This window comes from Paraburkholderia sejongensis (assembly GCF_020880815.1).
Lineage (GTDB): Bacteria > Pseudomonadota > Gammaproteobacteria > Burkholderiales > Burkholderiaceae > Paraburkholderia > Paraburkholderia sejongensis.
In genome coordinates this window covers 348,230-364,021 of sequence record NZ_JAJITD010000005.1, presented here as the reverse complement: position 1 = coordinate 364,021, position 15,792 = coordinate 348,230, and the positions used below count along the sequence as shown (strand labels likewise).

The window sequence follows — 15,792 nt, the reverse complement described above, 5'->3', positions numbered from 1 at the left end:
CCGGCCTTTGCAGAAATCGCATGACCGAATTCAAGGACACCCAGCAGCAGCTCACGAAATTCCGCCTGCGCGTCGCGGCGGCGGGCCTGTTCGTGTTCGTCTGCTTCGGGCTGATCGGCTTCCGCTTCCTGTTCCTGCAGGTGTGGCACTACAGCAAATACTCGTTGCAGGCGGACGAAAACCGCATCTCGGTCGCGCCGATCGTGCCGAACCGCGGCATCATCACCGATCGCAACGGCGTCGTGCTGGCGAAGAACTACTCGGCCTACACGCTCGAAATCACGCCGTCGAAGCTGAACGACTCGCTCGATAACGTGATCGACAACCTCGCGACCGTCGTATCGATCGACGCGCGCGACCGGCGCCGCTTCAAGAAGCTGCAGGAAGACTCGAAGAACTTCGAGAGTCTGCCGATCCGCACCCGTCTGACCGACGACGAAGTCGCCCGCTTCACCGCGCAGCGCTTCCGCTTCCCCGGCGTCGAAGTGCGCGCGCGACTGTTCCGCCAGTACCCGCTCGGGCCGACCGCCGCGCACGTGATCGGCTACATCGGGCGCATTTCGCAGCGCGACCAGGACCGCATCGACGACGCCAGCGACCAGAACGACAGCGATCCGGACCACTACGATCCGCGCCTCGACGCGAACAACTACAAGGGCACCGACTACATCGGCAAGATCGGCGTCGAGCAGAGCTACGAGACCGAGCTGCACGGCCAGACCGGTTTCGAGGAAGTGGAAGTGACCGCGGGCGGCCGGCCGGTGCGCACGCTGTCGCGCACCCAGGCGACGCCCGGCAACAACCTCGAACTGTCACTCGACATCGGCTTGCAGCAGGTCGCCGAGCAGGCGTTCGCCGGCCGCCGCGGCGCGCTGGTCGCGATCGAGCCCGCTACCGGCGACGTGCTCGCGTTCGTGTCGGCACCGAGCTTCGACCCGAATTCGTTCGTCGACGGCATCGACCAGCAGACCTGGGACGAGCTGAACAACTCGCCCGATCACCCGCTGCTGAACCGTCCGCTGCACGGCACCTATCCGCCCGGCTCGACCTACAAGCCGTTCATGGCGCTCGCCGCGCTGACGCTGCACAAGCGCACGCCGGGCTGGGGCTTCCAGGATCCGGGCTCGTACACGTTCGGCGGCCACACTTTCCGCAACGACGTGCGCTCGGGCCAGGGCTGGGTCGATATGAACCGCGCGATCGTGGTGTCGAACGACACGTACTTCTACATGCTCGCGCACGACCTCGGCGTGAACAACATCGCGAACTTCATGAAGCCGTGGGGCTTCGGCCAGATCACCGGCATCGACATCGCCGGCGAGGCGCGCGGGATCCTGCCGTCGACCGACTGGAAGCGCAAAGCGTATCGACGCCCGGAGCAGCAGAAGTGGTACGAAGGCGAGACGATCAGCCTCGGCATCGGCCAGGGCTACAACTCGTTCACGATCCTGCAACTCGCGCATGCGACCGCGACGCTCGCGAACAACGGCGTCGTGATGAAGCCGCACCTCGTGCGCGACATCGAGAATCCGATTACCAAGGCGACCCAGCCGGTGGTGCGCGATCCCAGCGACAAGATCGCAGTCAGGCAGCAGGACATCGACTTCATCAAGCGCGCGATGGTCGGCGTGGTGACCAACGGCACGGCGTCCAAGCTGTTCATCGGCGCGCCGTATCAGGCGGCCGGCAAGACCGGCACGGCGCAGGTGTACTCGTTGCAGGGCACGAACTATAAGGGTCACGCGCTCGCCGAGCATCTGCGCGACCACGCGCTGTTCATCGCGTTCGCGCCGGCCGAGCAGCCGAAGATCGCGCTCGCGCTGATCGTCGAAAACGGCGGCTGGGGCGCGGAATCGGCGGGCCCGATCGCGCGCAAGGTGCTCGACTATTACCTCGTCGGCAAGAACAAGCCGGGCGCCGAGGAAGCGGCCGTCGCGGCGGCGGCTTCGGCCACGCTCGATGCGTCCGCGCCGCAGGTCGGCGATGTGCCGGCCGCGCGCGATACCGCGCAACCGCTCAGGATCGCGGCGGGCTTTACCGCGCTGCCGATGCCGGGGGCTGCTGCCGGCGCCTCGGCTGCCGCCGCAGCTTCCGGCGCTTCGGGCGCTTCGGCTGCGGCGACCACGACGGCCACCACTGCGACGGCCGCCACTGCCACTGCCACTGCCACTGCCACCGCGCCGGTCGCCGCTTCGGCCACCGCCAAGGCAAAGGCCAAGGGCGCGCAACCTGCATCGGCAGCCAAACCGGCGTCCGCTACCGCCGCCACCAGAAAATCCGCGCCGCGTTCGTCCGACGCACCGCATCAACCCCGCCCGGCCAGCGAGCCGGCGCCGGCCGTCGCCGCGCCGTCGCGCGAGGACAGCGTGCGCGATACGTCGCCGCGCCAGCCCGCCACCGGCGGCATCGACGAATAAGGAGAAAGGCATGCAATTCGACAAGCGCGCCTGGCTCGACCGCATCAAGAAGATGTTCGCGGGCTTCGACCGCCCGCTCGCGCTGATCGTGTTCCTGCTGCTGTGCGTCGGCATCGTCACGCTGTACAGCGCGAGTCTGGACGTGCCCGGGCGCGTCGAGGACCAGCTGCGCAACATCCTGCTCACCTTCGTGCTGATGTGGGGGCTCGCCAATGTGCCGCCCAATACGCTGATGCGCTTCGCGGTCCCGCTCTATACGTTCGGGATCGCGTTACTGATCGCGGTCGCGATGTTCGGCCTGACCAAGAAAGGCGCGAAGCGCTGGATCAACGTCGGCGTGGTGATCCAGCCGTCGGAAATCCTGAAGATCGCGACCCCGCTGATGCTCGCGTGGTACTACCAGCGCCGCGAAGGCGTGATGCGCTGGTACGACTATCTGGTCGGTTTCGCGATCCTGCTGCTGCCGGTCGGCCTGATCGCCAAGCAGCCCGACCTCGGCACCGCGGTGCTCGTGTTCGCCGCCGGCTTCTTCGTGATTTATTTCGCGGGCCTGAGCTTCAAACTGATCGTGCCGGTGCTGGTCGCGGGGGTGATCGCGGTGGTGTCGATCGCCGCGTTCCAGGACAAGATCTGCCAGCCCGAGGTGCAGTGGCCGCTGATGCACGACTACCAGAAACACCGCATCTGTACGCTGCTCGATCCGACCTCGGACCCGCTCGGCAAAGGCTTCCATACGATTCAGGCGGTGATCGCGATCGGCTCCGGCGGCCCGCTCGGCAAGGGTTGGCTCAAGGGCACCCAGGCGCACCTCGAGTTCATCCCCGAGAAGCACACCGACTTCATCTTCGCGGTGTTCTCCGAGGAGTTCGGTTTAGCTGGCGGGATCGTGCTGCTCACGCTCTACATGTTATTGATCGCACGCGGGCTTTACATCGCGGCGAACGGTGCAACGCTATTCGGGCGATTATTGGCCGGCTCGCTGACGATGGCGTTCTTCACCTACGCATTCGTGAACATCGGCATGGTGAGCGGGATTTTGCCGGTGGTCGGCGTGCCGCTGCCGTTCATGAGTTACGGCGGCACCGCGCTGACGACGCTCGGGGTCGCGATCGGGCTGATCATGAGTGTCGCGCGGCAGAAGCGGTTGATGCAGAGCTAACGGCGCGTGCCGGTTCACCAGGCACACGCTGGAAACAAAAAGGGCGCTCGTTCATTCACGAGCGCCCTTTTTTGTTTGGCTACCGCTTACTGCGGCTTCACTTCCTTCTGATCGCGCAGCTGCGCGCTCAACTGCTGATACTTGAGACGCGCCGCCGGATCGCCCTGGGCCGCCGCGGCCGCGTAATACGCACGCGCGACGTTCAGATTGCGGTCGACGCCATCGCCACCGCGCTCGTAAAACGAGCCGGTCACGTACTGCGCGGTCATGTCGCCGCCCTGCGCGGCCTTCTTGTACCAGACGAACGCCTGCTTGTTGTCGCGCCCGGTGCCGCGGCCGTCGAGGAACTGGTTGGCGAGCGCGAGTTCCGCCTGCACGTGGCCCTGCTCGGCCGCCTTCAGAAACCAGCGATGCGCCTCGACCGGATCGCGGGCGACGAACTCGCCATCGTCGTACATCTTGCCGTACACGTATTGCGCGTGCGACATGTTCGCGTCGGCGGCCTTGCGCAGCCACTTCTTGCCTTCGTCGACGTTGGCCGGCGTGCCCTCGCCGTTCAGCAGCATCATCGCGTAATTGAATTGCGCGAGCCGGCTGCCGCGCTCGGCGGCCTCGCGAAACTCGTTGAGCGCCGCGCCGAGGTTGCCGGCGTTGTAGTCGGCGACCGCCGATTGCGTCTGCGGATCGTTCGACTTCGCGATGCGGTCCTGCGCGTGTGCGGCGCCGCTCGCGCCGATCGCGCCACCCGCGAGCAGCACCGCCGCGACGACGCTCGCCCGCACCGCCAGCCGTCCGGCGACGCTCTGCACTGTGCCGTTCATGACCTTGCCTCCTGTAGCGCCTGGCGGGTCGCGCGCAACATCCAGATCACATCGGCCGCCAGCGCGACGAAGCGAAAGCCGTCCAATCGATACTGCCGCGCGCTCGCCGCGTCCATCGCGAAGATGCCGGCCGCGACGCCGGCTTTGTCCGCCGCATCGACGACCCGCGTGAGCGCGCCCACCACGTCGCCATGCTTCGAGTCGCCGAGATGGCCGAGGCTCGCGGCCAGATCGGCGGGGCCGACGAAGATGCAATCGACCCCGGGCGTCGCCGCGATCCGCTCGACTTCCTGCAAGCCGCGCGCCGACTCGATCTGCATGATCGTCGCGATCTGCGCGTTGGCCGTCTGCAGATAGTCGCGCCGCATTCCGTAGCCGGCCGCGCGCACCAGCCCGGCGACGCCGCGCAGGCCGTCGAGCGCATCGCCGTCCGGGTAGCGGGTCAGCCGCACCGCGCGGGCAGCGTCCTCGGCGGATTCGATATTCGGAAACATCAGCGTGCGCGCGCCGGCATCGAGCACGCGCTTGACGAGCCACGGTTCGCTCGCCGGCACCCGCACCACCGGCTCGCTCGGCAGATGCGCGGCGGCGATCGCGCGCAGTTGCGACTCGACATGGGTGCTGTCGTTCGGCGCGTGCTCCATGTCGATCAGCAGCCAGTCGAAGCCCGCGTGCGCGAGCGCTTCGGCGGCCGCATCGCTGCCCAGCGACAGCCACAGACCGAACAGCGACGAGCTGTCCGTCAGACGTTGTTTGAGGGGGTTGGTGAAGGTGCTCATCGACTGGCCTCGCGCTGGTTCGTGGTTAGAAGCGGGGCCAGATAGGAGACCGGACAGGCATCGGGGCGCTGACGGCCTCGATGCCCGGTACGACGCAATGCGGTGACCGGCATGTCTCGCTCCGCTTGGGTGTCGGAACGATCATACCGTGTCCAAAACGCGCGGGGCGGTCTCGCGCGCGGGGCGGTGAGGTGGAGCGGAGCGGTGCGGGCCTAGTCGCGGACCACGTCGGCCCAGCAGTTCGGCGTTTCGTACAGACGCACCTTGTGCAGACGCAGATTCATGCCGTAGTGCGCGTCGTACACGTTCGCGAGGATCTGGAACGCGACCGCGGCGAGATTCTCGACGGTCGGGATGCGATCGAGCACGACCGTCTTGTGGCCCGCCATGCTTTCGAGAAAACCGCGCACCTGGGTGTCGCCTTCGTAGACGAGGAACGCATGGTCCCACTTGTCGACCAGATGTTCGACCGCGAGCGACTTCACGTCGGCGAAGTCCATCACCATGCCGCGATCGGGCGCGCCTTCGGTGTCGACCAGATCGCCTTGCAGCGTGATTTCGAGCACGTAGCGATGGCCGTGCAGATTACGGCACTGGCTGCGGTGATCGGGAATGCGGTGGCCCGCGTCGAATTCGAGTTTTCGGGTAATCGTCAGCACGGCGGATCAGGGAATGTTCAGATACTTGTGGGTCTGCATCGACAGGCGCCACTGCGGGTGGCGCTTGCACCAGTCGATTGCGAGCTTCGTGTTGATGTCGCGCGACGGACCGTCCATCGGCTGGACCAGGAAGTACTCGAAGTCGAGCTTCGCATAGTCGGCGAGGCGCTGGTTGTCCTGCGGAATCACGACCTTCAGTTCGTTGCCTTTGGTCACGACGAGCGGCGCGTCGGCCTTCGGGCTCACGCAGATCCAGTCGATCGTCTCGAGCACCGGCAGCGAACCGTTGGTCTCGATCGCGATCTCGAAGCCGGCCGCGTGCAGCGCATCGACCAGCGGTTGATCGATCTGCAGCATCGGCTCGCCGCCGGTACAGACGACGAAACGCTCGCCTTCGCCTTGCGGCCATTGCGACGCGATCATCGCGACGAGTTCTTCAGGAGTCCGGTATTTGCCGCCGTTCTCGCCGTCGGTGCCGACGAAATCGGTATCGCAGAAGCGGCACACGGCGTCCGCGCGATCCTCTTCGCGGCCCGACCACAGATTGCAGCCGGCGAAGCGGCAAAACACCGCCGGACGTCCGGCATTCGCGCCCTCGCCCTGCAACGTGTAGAAGATTTCCTTGACCGCGTAAGTCATGCTGCTGTCTGCCCTGTGTTCCTGAAATGAAATTCGCGCGTGCCGGACGACGCGTGCGCGGCAGCGTTGCCGCGCGAACCGTCAGACCGGCTCGGTGACGTTTTCGCCGGCCAGATACGCATCGTAACCACGTTTGCGCAACCGGCATGCCGGACACTCGCCGCAACCGAAACCCCACGCATGCAACTCGGCGCGTTCGCCGACGTAGCAGGTATGGGTTTCGACGCGCACCAGTTCGACCAGTTCGTCGCCGCCGAGCTCGTGCGCGAGGCGCCACGTGTCGGCTTTATCGAGCCACATCAGCGGCGTTTCGAGCGCGAAGCGCGTGTCCATGCCGAGATTGAGCGCGACCTGCAGCGCCTTCATCGTGTCGTCGCGGCAATCGGGGTAGCCCGAAAAATCCGTCTCGCACATGCCGCCGACCAGCACCTGCAAACCGCGTCGATAAGCGATCGCCGCGGCGATCGTCATGAACATCAGATTGCGGCCCGGCACGAACGTGTTCGGCAAACCGTTCACGGTCGCTTCGATCTCGATCTCACGCGTCATCGCGGTGTCGCTGATCGAGCCGAGCAGCGACAGATCGATCATGTGATCGTCGCCGAGTCGTTCGGCCCACGCCGGAAACGCGCGCACGACAGCCTGACGGAAACCTTCGCGGCACTCGAGTTCGACGCGATGACGCTGACCGTAATCGAAGCCGAGCGTCTCGACTGTGTCGTAGCGTTCGAGCGCCCACGCGAGACAGGTGGCGGAATCCTGGCCGCCGGAAAACAGCACGAGCGCGCTACGCTTAGCGTCTTTGCGGATCACCGTGAAACTCCGTGAATGAGAGGGCCACGTCGCGCTGCGCGATGCGGGCAACGCGGCGCGACGTGAGCCGGCACTGCGGCCGGCCCAAGCAGTATAGGTCGCGCGTTGTGCGTGAACGTGGCCGCACGCTTATACCGCCGATCGCCGGACCACACTGCTAAAACAACCACTGCCAGCCAAACGGAAAAGCCCCAGGAATCTTGCGATTTCCTGGGGCTGAATCCTGGTGGCCTGGGGCGGAATCGAACCACCGACACGCGGATTTTCAATCCGCTGCTCTACCAACTGAGCTACCGGGCCAACGAAGATCGAAACTATATCAAAGGCTTTTTAATTCAGCAAGCCCCTTCGTGAAAAAATCTGCTGGGCCGCGTTTGAGTGCAACGCGCGATGCTCACTCGCCCTTGTTCTTGCCGAGATCGACGCCGAGTTGCTTGAGCTTGCGATAAAGATGCGTGCGCTCCAGACCGGTCTTCTCCGCGACGCGCGTCATGCTGCCGTTCTCGCGCGCGAGGTGATATTCGAAGTACGCGCGCTCGAACGCATCGCGTGCGTCGCGTAGCGGAATGTCGAACGAGATCGATGCGGTTTGCGCGGCGAGCGTGCCGCCGCTCACGCCATCGGCCGACAGCATCGGCAATGCGGCCGCCGAGGCCACCGCCGACGCGTTCACCGGCAACGCCGGCTTCGCCGCAACCGAGCCGGGCACCACCGCCGCGTTCCCGCGCGCGAGGCCCTGCTCGACCGCCTTCAACAGCTTCTGCAACGCGATCGGCTTCTCGAGGAAGTTGAGCGCGCCGATCTTGGTTGCTTCCACCGCCGTGTCGATCGTCGCGTGCCCGGACATCATGATCACGGGCATCGTCAATTGTCCTTGCGCGGCCCACTCCTTCAGCAGGGTCACGCCGTCGGTGTCGGGCATCCAGATGTCGAGCAGCACGAGGTCCGGCGCCTGACGCAACCGGAACTCGCGCGCCTCCTGCGCATTTTCAGCGGCCTCCACGACGTGTCCCTCGTCGCTCAGGATCTCCGAGAGCAATTCCCGGATGCCCATTTCATCGTCTACCACCAGGATGGTTGCCATTTACGCTGCCCTTGTCTGCACTGTTGCTTTTGTCGTTCCCTGCGACGCGCCGCCGTGCGCCGGATGCGCGCCTGTACCATGCGCGCCCGGCGTCGCGGGGTCGTCCGCCAGTTGAAGGAAGAGGATCGAAATCTGCGCGCCCTCGATCACGTCGCCGGCCTTCATACGATTGCGTATGTCGATGCGCGCGCCGTGTTCGTCGACGATCTTCTTGACCATCGCAAGACCGAGACCCGTTCCCTTGGCCTTGGTCGTCACGTAAGGTTCGAACGCGCGCGTGAGAATCCGCGCGGGGAAGCCCGGTCCGTTATCCGACACTGTCAGACGTACCGCGACGCGCACTTTGCCTTCCGCGTCGGGGTCTCCGTATTCTACTGTCCTCGTCTCGAGCAAAACACGCGGATGCTCGACCTCGGCGACCGCGTCCTGCGCGTTCTGCAGCAGGTTGTGGATCACCTGGCGCAATTGCGTCGCGTCGCCGCGAATCGCCGGCAGCGCGGCGAGCTCGACCTGAATCGCGCCCTTACCTTCCTCGATACCGTACAGCGTGAGCACTTCGCTGACCAGATCGTTCAGCTGCAGATGCGCGAGCACCGCCGGAGGCGTGCGCGCGTAGTCGCGGAAATCGTCGACCATCTGCTTCATCGCGGCGACCTGATTGACGATCGTCGTCGCGCCGCGCTTGAGCACATCCGCATCCGACGGCGCGAGCTTGTCGGCGAGCTTCATCTGCAAGCGTTCGGCGGACAGCTGGATCGGCGTGAGCGGATTCTTGATCTCGTGCGCGAGACGCCGCGCAACTTCGCCCCACGCGACCGAGCGCTGCGCGGAGATCACGTCGGAGATGTCGTCGAACACGATCACATAGCCCGACGTTTGCAGCTCCTGCTCGTCGCGCCCGTTCGCCGCGACGAGGCGCGCGCCGCGCACCAGCAACGTGAGCGGCTCGGCTTCGCCGGGCACCTGCACCGAGAACTGTTGCTGCCAGTGACCGTTGTCGTCGCGGTCCTTGCCGTCGCCGCTGGCCGCCTCGCGGTCGGCAAACGCCTTGCGCACCATCGCGCCGAATTCGCTCAGCACACCGATCTGATCGAGCGACGAACCGAGCACGGTCTGGAACGGCTGACGGAAAATCCGCTCGGCGCCGCGATTCGCGGTGGTGAGGCGGAACTGCCGGTCGAACACGAACACGCCGGCGGTCAGATTCGCGAGGATGCTCTCCAGATACGCCTTCGAATGCTCGAGCGCGACGCGGTTCTTCTCGACCGCGGCGCGCGCTTCGGACAGCTGCCGCGTCATCGCGTTGAACGACTGCGTGAGGAAGCCGAGTTCGTCGCGCGATTTGATTTCGCGCTTCGGCGTGTAGTCGCCCTCGGTGATTTCCTTGGTGCCCTGCGCGAGCAGGAACAGCGGCCGCGCGAGCTGATTGCCGAGCGCGAGCGCCAGCATCATCGCGATGAAGGTGGCGAGAAATAGCGACAGCGTCAGCGTGCCGATGTACATCTTGCGCAGGCCGGTGCGGCCGAGCGCCTTCTCCTGATACTCGCGATACGCGCGCTGCACCGCGTCGGCATTGCGCGCGAGCGTTGGCGAGACCGGCTGCGTGAGTTGCAGAAAGCGCTCGGTCGGCTGCAACAGCGACGCGTTCGCATCGGGAATGCGCTGCACCACGCGCAACCGCAATACGCCCTTGCCGCCCTGCGCATGCGCGTCGCCGTCCACTTCGCCTTCGATCGCCGCATAGCCGTGACCGCGGGCCTGCTCGATCATCAGCGGGGTGGGCAGATCGTTGGGCAGCAGCATCGCGTAATTGCCGGACGCCTGCGCGACCACGTGCATGTCGGGCGTCGCGCCGGACATGCTGCGGGTCGGCTCGACGATCGTCGCGTCCTGCACGCCGAACTGATCGCGCAGACGCAGCAGCGTGAGCGTGACGCCGGACGCATCGGCGGAGGCGAGCTGCTCGGACATCAGCCGGCCCTTCGTTTGCAGATCGGACAGCGACGCGTCGAGCATCCCGCGCCCGAGGTTCAGGCCCGACGTGAGCGCGGTTTCGACGTTCACGTCGAACCACGATTCGATACTGCGCGACACGAACTGATACGACACGATGTAGATGATGCCGCCCGGCACCACGCCGACCAACGCCATGAAGAACGCGAGCTTCGCTAATAGCCGGGTGCCGAATTTCCCGGTGCGCAGCCGCACGGCGATGATCACGACGAGCGTCGCCACCACCAGCAGAAAGATCATCGCGACCGCGACGTTGGCCGCATAGAGCCACTGGTAATAGCGGTCGAAGAACTCGGTGTTCGCGCTCGCGGCGGCCAGCAGCACGAGCAGCAGCACGGCCGTCACGGCGACCGTCGACACCAGCACGCGCACGACGATGCTGCTGACGCTGGTGGAAGATGAGCGCACTCTACTTAGCACGATCGGTTGCCGTGAAGGTGAAACGCTTCCATTCGGACGCGAGGTTCCAGTCGCGGTTGTTCACCGCGTCGATCTGGAACGGCTTGGGCATCAGCGCGATATCGAGTTGCATGCGCACCGACGCGGTGTAGGTTTCGCCGATGTGCACCTGATTGCGGTCGATCACGTGCCATGAAGTGATGTGCTTGATCACCGCCAGCGCATCCTTGAGCGTGGAGAAACCGAGCTGCAGACCGCCGGACGACACACTCGACACGCGGTACTCGCGCGTGAGCGGCTGGAACGACAGACGCAGGCTTTGCGACACGCTGACCGGCTGCTCGTCGAACCAGTACCAGCGCGGCCGGCTCAGTTCGAAGTCGGTCGTGAAATAAAGGGGAATACCTTTGTTGACCGCGTCTTCGAGATTGCTGTTGAGCTCGAAATCGAAGTGCGCGTCGAGACTCCAGCCGTTGTTGTCGGCCTGCAGCGAAGCGCGCTGCACCGCGATCGAGTCAGCGTGCGCGACGCCCGGCGCCGCCAGCCAGACGGCCAGCGCAATCCAGAGCACGGCGGCGAGCCGAAGCGGGAAGAAGCGTTTGATGGTCACCGTTTCTGGAAGCGCGCGTAGAAAAATCCGTCGTGGTCTGAGTTCACGCCGGCGCTCTGTTCTGTGGGTCGAGCGGACTGTCCGGCAGCGGAACCGGCCGAAGAGTCGGCGGGCGCGCGGGCAACGGAGGGCAGCAGTTGCCCCGGCGCGTCCAATCGTACCGCATCCTGATACTTGTTTCCAAACCACTGCGCCTGCAATTCGCCCTCTTCGGGAAAGATCGAGCAGGTAACGTAAAGCAACTCTCCGCCTGGTTTGACGAGCGGCCATAGCGCGTCGAGGATGCGGCGCTGTTCGGCAGCGAGTGCGGCGATATCGGACGCGCGACGCAGCCAGCGGATATCCGGATGACGCCGCACGATGCCCGACGCCGAGCACGGCACGTCGGCAAGGATGCGGTCGAACGGTTGATCGAGCGCGTCGTGCCATTGCGCGGGATTGCCGGCATCGCCGATCCGCACTTCCGCTTCGAGCTTCAGACGACGCAGGTTTTCGCCGATGCGGCGCGCGCGCGCCGCGTCGCTTTCGAGCGCGACGAGCTGGAGCTTCGCGAGTTCGAGCAGATGGCCGGTCTTGCCGCCGGGCGCCGCGCACGCGTCGAGCACGCGCATGCCATCGCGCACGCCGAGCAGTTGCGCGGCCAGTTGCGCGCCCGCGTCCTGCACCGACACGACGCCGTCGCTAAAGCCGGGGATGCGCTCGACCGGCATCGGCGTGGCGAGCGTGACCGCATGTTCGCCGGACCTGGTCGCGGCGATCTGCTCGCGTTGCAGCAGTTGCAGGTACGCATCGACCGTCGAATGGCGCGCGTTCACGCGCAATGTGAGCGGACCTTGCGTGTTGCCGGCGGCCAGCACGGACTGCCAGGCGTCGGGCCACGCCTTCTTCACCGCGTCGATCCACCAGGCCGGGTAGTTCCAGCGCGCCACTTCGTCCGCTTGCGCGGCCGCGAGCAGCGTATCGCGCTCGCGCAGGAAATTGCGCAGCACCGCGTTGACGAGTCCCTTCGCGAACGCGAAGTCGCGGCGCGCACCGATCGCGCTAACCGCCTGATCGACCACCGTGAACGGCGTATAGGCGGCGCTCGCTTCGTCGTCCACCAGCAGCGCGAACGCGCATTGCAGCACGTGCGCGACATGCGGTACCGGCGTTTTCTTGACGAGCTTGCCGACCAGCCATTCGGCGATCGCGAGGCGTCGCATCGTGCGATACGCGATGTCCTGCACCGCGCCGCGCGCCGCCGCCGCGCTGCCTTCCGGTACGGCCGCGAGCACGCTTTGCAGCGCCGCGGGTAACGCCGCGCCGCCGCGCACGGCGCCAACGGCCTGGGCCGCGCAGTCGAGCGCGAAGCCAAGCGATTCAGGCGACAGATGCAGCGTCGACAAACGGGATTCGCGCGAGCGCGCCGACGAGGAAGCAGAACGCGAAGAAGGCTTTGAAGTCATGAAAGGAGCTGGGGCCCGCCGCGCGGAGCGCGCGGCGCAATCAGCGCACATTGTAGCGTGGCGCCGGGTGCGCGCTGCCGCGCGTCGGTGGCGGCAACTTCGGACTCACCCGGTGGCGTTGCGGCAGGCAAAAAAAAAGCGGGCCTCACGGGCCCGCCTGGAATACTCCACGTTGGTCGAGCCTTGTGGCCCGCTCGCTCACTCAGTCGAAGCGCCCGGTACGCGCCATTTCCATCAGACGCGAAATCCGTTCTTCGGTCGCCGGGTGGGTCGAGAACAGATTCGCGATGCCGCCGCCCGACAGCGGATTCATGATCATCATCTGCGCGGTGGCCGGATGCGCCTCGGCGGTCGGGAACGGGATACCGCTCGCGTAGCGGTGGATCTTGTCGAGCGCCGATGCGAGCGCCTGCGGGTCGCCGGAAATCTGCGCGCCGCCACGGTCGGCTTCGAATTCACGCGCGCGCGAAATCGCCATCTGAATCAGCGCGCCGGCGATCGGCGCCAGCAGCGCGACCGCGATGCTCGCGATCGGGTTCGCCGGACGGCCGTTTTCGTCGCGGCCGCCGAAGAACATCGCGAAGTTCGCCAAAGCGGAAATCGCGCCGGCCATCGTCGCCGAAATCGTCGAGATCAGAATGTCGCGGTGCTTCACGTGCGCGAGTTCGTGCGCCATCACGCCGCGCATTTCGCGCTCGGACAGCACCCGCAAAATGCCGGTGGTCGCCGCGACAGCCGCATGCTCCGGATTGCGGCCGGTCGCGAACGCGTTGGGCGCGTCTTCGTTGATCAGGTAGACGCGCGGCGTCGGCAGATTGGCGCGCGTGGCCAGCTCGCGCACCATCCGATAGAACTGCGGCGCACTGCTTTCGTCGACTTCCTGCGCGTTGTACATCCGCAGGACCATCTTGTCGGAAAACCAGTACGAGAAGAAATTCATCCCAAGGGCAATGATGAACGCGAGCATCATGCCGCGCGACCCGCCGATCATCCCGCCGATCACGATGAACAGGCCCGTGATGGCGGCCATCAGCATCGCGGTTTTTACCCAATTGAACATGTCTGCAACTCCTTGCCCCAAACGTGGGCTCCGTCTCCACGCCGCGCGATCGCGGCGGCCGAGATTGTAAGCGAAATGTTAGATATGGGCGGTGCGAGAAAATTCAATCAGCGCGACGTGGTTGCCAGCTTGATGCCGAGGCCGACGAACGCGCTACCGACACCGCGGTCGAGCCAGCGCTTGACCGTCGGCTTGCCCGAAAAACGTTGCGTGACGCTGCCGGCGATCCACGCGACGAAACTATTCCAGAGCATGCTCATCACCACGAACACCGCGCCGAGCGTGAGGAACGCGAAAGTCTTGTGCTCGCTGCCGGTCGCAACGAATTGCGGGAAAAACGACACGAAGAACAGCACCACCTTCGGGTTCAGCACGTTGGTCCAGAAACCTTGCAGGAACAGCTGGCGCAGCGACTTCGGCGCTGACGCGGACGACGCGCGCGCGGCACCGGCGGGGACGTCGTCGGCCGGCTTCGAGAAAATCAGCCGCGCGCCCAGATAGATCAGATACATCGCGCCGACGAATTTGATCACCGTGAATGCCGTTGCCGATGCGGCCAGCAGCGCGGTCAGGCCGAACGCGCAAGCGAGCGAGTGAATGCAGCAGCCCGCCGAAATGCCGAGTGCCGACATCAGGCCCGCGCCGCGGCCCTGCGCGACGCTACGCCCGACGATGTAGGCCGTGTCCGGCCCCGGCGTGACATTCAGAAGAAAAACCGCAACGACGAAAAACTCGAAATGGACGATGCCGAACATGTGATGAACCCTCGAAACGGTGCATGTTGCCTGGAGGATTCTAACGCGCGGCGAGGGCCTGGCGGCGGCCGTCAAGCTCGGCCGAACGGTCGATGTTCAGCCCGTCCGCGCCCCGCTTATCCTGCTACCGGAAGTTGGAAGCGCTGACCGGCGGCGAGCGTCGAACCGGCGAGAAATTCGCGCACTGGCAGGCGTTTGCCGCCGGGTTTCTGCAACTGCGTCAGACGCAGTGCGCCCTCACCGCAGGCCACGCTCACGCCTTCAGGCGAAACCTCGAGGATCGTGCCCGGCGCTTTGCCCGCCGCGGCAACCGGCGCGGCCACCGCGGCGGCGGCCCAGATCTTCACGACGCTGCCGTCTTCGAGCGTGCCCGCGCCGCCCGGGAACGGATCGAACGCGCGCACCTGACGGGCCAGCGCGTCGGCCGGCCGGCGCCAGTCGAGCGCCGCTTCGTGCTTGGCGATTTTTTCGGCGTAGGTCACGCCGTCGGCCGGCTGCGGCGTCGATGCGAGCTTGCCGCTGCGCTCGAGTTCGATCAGGGCCTCGACGATCAGCTGCGCGCCGTCCTGCGCGAGGCGGTCGTGCAGCGTCGCGGTGGTGTCGTCGGCGGCGATCGGGGTACGCACTTCGGAAATCATCGCGCCGGTGTCGAGGCCGGCGTCCATCTGCATCAGCGTGATGCCGGTTTGCGCGTCGCCCGCCTCGATCGCGCGATGGATCGGCGCGGCGCCGCGCCAGCGCGGCAGCAGCGACGCGTGAATATTGATGCAGCCGTAGCGCGGAATATCGAGCACTTCCTGCGGCAGGATCAGCCCGTACGCGGCAACCACCATCACGTCGTGCGGCGTCGCGCGCAGTTGCTCGATCGCGGCGGCGGCTTCCTGCGGATATTTCCCGGCGCGGCGCAGCGAGGTGGGCTGCGCAACCGCCAGCCCGTGCTCCTGCGCGTAGCGCTTGACCGGGCTCGCCTGCAGCTTCATGCCGCGACCGGCGGGCCGGTCCGGCTGGGTCAGCACCAGCGGCACCGCGAAACCGGCGCGATGAATCGCGGCCAGCGCGGCCGCGGCGAATTCCGGCGTACCGGCGAAGATGACGCGCAACGAATGACTCATGAATGGACGGCGGTAGGCAAGGTGAAC

14 protein-coding genes and 1 tRNA gene are annotated in these 15,792 nt (G+C 65.8%); 2 read left to right on the top strand and 13 right to left on the bottom strand.

Annotation, left to right across the window (positions count from 1 at the left end):
• The first annotated feature begins 20 nt into the window (after positions 1 to 20).
• On the top strand, positions 21 to 2,417 hold the full coding sequence (gene mrdA, locus LJ656_RS12475) for a penicillin-binding protein 2 (RefSeq protein WP_230509713.1): 2,397 nt from the start codon (positions 21 to 23) through the stop codon (positions 2,415 to 2,417).
• A 10-nt stretch (positions 2,418 to 2,427) separates the two neighbouring features.
• Positions 2,428 to 3,576 carry a rod shape-determining protein RodA gene (gene rodA, locus LJ656_RS12470; protein ID WP_230509712.1) on the top strand — a complete coding sequence of 383 codons (1,149 nt, stop codon included), beginning with the start codon at positions 2,428 to 2,430 and terminating at the stop codon, positions 3,574 to 3,576.
• Positions 3,577 to 3,662: 86 nt separating this feature from the next.
• Here rodA and LJ656_RS12465 read toward each other — a convergent pair whose 3' ends face one another.
• The 13 genes from LJ656_RS12465 to fmt form a co-directional block, all read right to left on the bottom strand.
• Positions 3,663 to 4,397: a tetratricopeptide repeat protein gene (locus tag LJ656_RS12465; protein WP_230509711.1), complete on the bottom strand. Its 735-nt coding sequence runs from the start codon at positions 4,395 to 4,397 to the stop codon at positions 3,663 to 3,665.
• Positions 4,394 to 5,176: an HpcH/HpaI aldolase family protein gene (locus tag LJ656_RS12460; RefSeq protein WP_230509710.1), complete on the bottom strand. Its 783-nt coding sequence runs from the start codon at positions 5,174 to 5,176 to the stop codon at positions 4,394 to 4,396. The genes LJ656_RS12465 and LJ656_RS12460 overlap by 4 nt, the downstream gene beginning before the upstream one ends.
• Positions 5,177 to 5,388: 212 nt before the next feature.
• A complete protein-coding gene (gene queD, locus LJ656_RS12455) occupies positions 5,389 to 5,832 on the bottom strand; it encodes a 6-carboxytetrahydropterin synthase QueD (RefSeq protein WP_230509804.1) in 444 nt (147 codons plus the stop codon).
• A gap of 9 nt (positions 5,833 to 5,841) precedes the next feature.
• Positions 5,842 to 6,474, bottom strand: a complete 633-nt coding sequence (queE, locus tag LJ656_RS12450) for a 7-carboxy-7-deazaguanine synthase (protein WP_075294827.1) — start codon at positions 6,472 to 6,474, stop codon at positions 5,842 to 5,844.
• Positions 6,475 to 6,555: 81 nt separating this feature from the next.
• The gene (gene queC, locus LJ656_RS12445) at positions 6,556 to 7,287 is read right to left on the bottom strand and encodes a 7-cyano-7-deazaguanine synthase QueC (RefSeq protein ID WP_230509709.1); all 732 of its coding nucleotides are present in this window, start codon (positions 7,285 to 7,287) and stop codon (positions 6,556 to 6,558) included.
• A gap of 224 nt (positions 7,288 to 7,511) precedes the next feature.
• Positions 7,512 to 7,587: transfer RNA gene (locus LJ656_RS12440), tRNA-Phe, on the bottom strand.
• 94 nt (positions 7,588 to 7,681) lie between these two features.
• Positions 7,682 to 8,371 (bottom strand): response regulator transcription factor EsaR, encoded by a 690-nt coding sequence (esaR, locus tag LJ656_RS12435; protein WP_230509708.1) that lies wholly within the window; start codon positions 8,369 to 8,371, stop codon positions 7,682 to 7,684.
• Complete coding sequence (locus LJ656_RS12430) at positions 8,372 to 10,804, bottom strand: sensor histidine kinase (protein ID WP_230509707.1); 2,433 nt, start codon at positions 10,802 to 10,804, stop codon at positions 8,372 to 8,374. It lies immediately after the preceding gene.
• The gene (locus LJ656_RS12425; RefSeq protein WP_230509706.1) at positions 10,794 to 11,393 is read right to left on the bottom strand and encodes a DUF4390 domain-containing protein; all 600 of its coding nucleotides are present in this window, start codon (positions 11,391 to 11,393) and stop codon (positions 10,794 to 10,796) included. The genes LJ656_RS12430 and LJ656_RS12425 overlap by 11 nt, the downstream gene beginning before the upstream one ends.
• Positions 11,390 to 12,838 carry a 16S rRNA (cytosine(967)-C(5))-methyltransferase RsmB gene (gene rsmB, locus LJ656_RS12420; protein WP_230509705.1) on the bottom strand — a complete coding sequence of 483 codons (1,449 nt, stop codon included), beginning with the start codon at positions 12,836 to 12,838 and terminating at the stop codon, positions 11,390 to 11,392. The genes LJ656_RS12425 and rsmB overlap by 4 nt, the downstream gene beginning before the upstream one ends.
• A gap of 202 nt (positions 12,839 to 13,040) precedes the next feature.
• Positions 13,041 to 13,898, bottom strand: a complete 858-nt coding sequence (gene htpX / locus LJ656_RS12415; RefSeq protein WP_230509704.1) for a zinc metalloprotease HtpX — start codon at positions 13,896 to 13,898, stop codon at positions 13,041 to 13,043.
• 107 nt (positions 13,899 to 14,005) lie between these two features.
• On the bottom strand, positions 14,006 to 14,653 hold the full coding sequence (locus LJ656_RS12410) for a LysE family translocator (protein ID WP_230509703.1): 648 nt from the start codon (positions 14,651 to 14,653) through the stop codon (positions 14,006 to 14,008).
• A 116-nt stretch (positions 14,654 to 14,769) separates the two neighbouring features.
• Positions 14,770 to 15,765: a methionyl-tRNA formyltransferase gene (gene fmt / locus LJ656_RS12405; protein ID WP_230509702.1), complete on the bottom strand. Its 996-nt coding sequence runs from the start codon at positions 15,763 to 15,765 to the stop codon at positions 14,770 to 14,772.
• Between the last annotated feature and the right edge of the window lie 27 nt (positions 15,766 to 15,792).

Bases quoted from the DNA above. Each gene is read 5' to 3' on its own strand.
- mrdA (WP_230509713.1), top strand. From the start codon at position 21: ATGACCGAATTCAAGGACACCCAGCAGCAGCTCACGAAATTCCGCCTG.
- rodA (WP_230509712.1), top strand. From the start codon at position 2,428: ATGCAATTCGACAAGCGCGCCTGGCTCGACCGCATCAAGAAGATGTTC.
- LJ656_RS12465 (WP_230509711.1), bottom strand. From the start codon at position 4,397: ATGAACGGCACAGTGCAGAGCGTCGCCGGACGGCTGGCGGTGCGGGCG.
- LJ656_RS12460 (WP_230509710.1), bottom strand. From the start codon at position 5,176: ATGAGCACCTTCACCAACCCCCTCAAACAACGTCTGACGGACAGCTCG.
- queE (WP_075294827.1), bottom strand. From the start codon at position 6,474: ATGACTTACGCGGTCAAGGAAATCTTCTACACGTTGCAGGGCGAGGGC.
- esaR (WP_230509708.1), bottom strand. From the start codon at position 8,371: ATGGCAACCATCCTGGTGGTAGACGATGAAATGGGCATCCGGGAATTG.
- rsmB (WP_230509705.1), bottom strand. From the start codon at position 12,838: ATGACTTCAAAGCCTTCTTCGCGTTCTGCTTCCTCGTCGGCGCGCTCG.
- htpX (WP_230509704.1), bottom strand. From the start codon at position 13,898: ATGTTCAATTGGGTAAAAACCGCGATGCTGATGGCCGCCATCACGGGC.
- LJ656_RS12410 (WP_230509703.1), bottom strand. From the start codon at position 14,653: ATGTTCGGCATCGTCCATTTCGAGTTTTTCGTCGTTGCGGTTTTTCTT.
- fmt (WP_230509702.1), bottom strand. From the start codon at position 15,765: ATGAGTCATTCGTTGCGCGTCATCTTCGCCGGTACGCCGGAATTCGCC.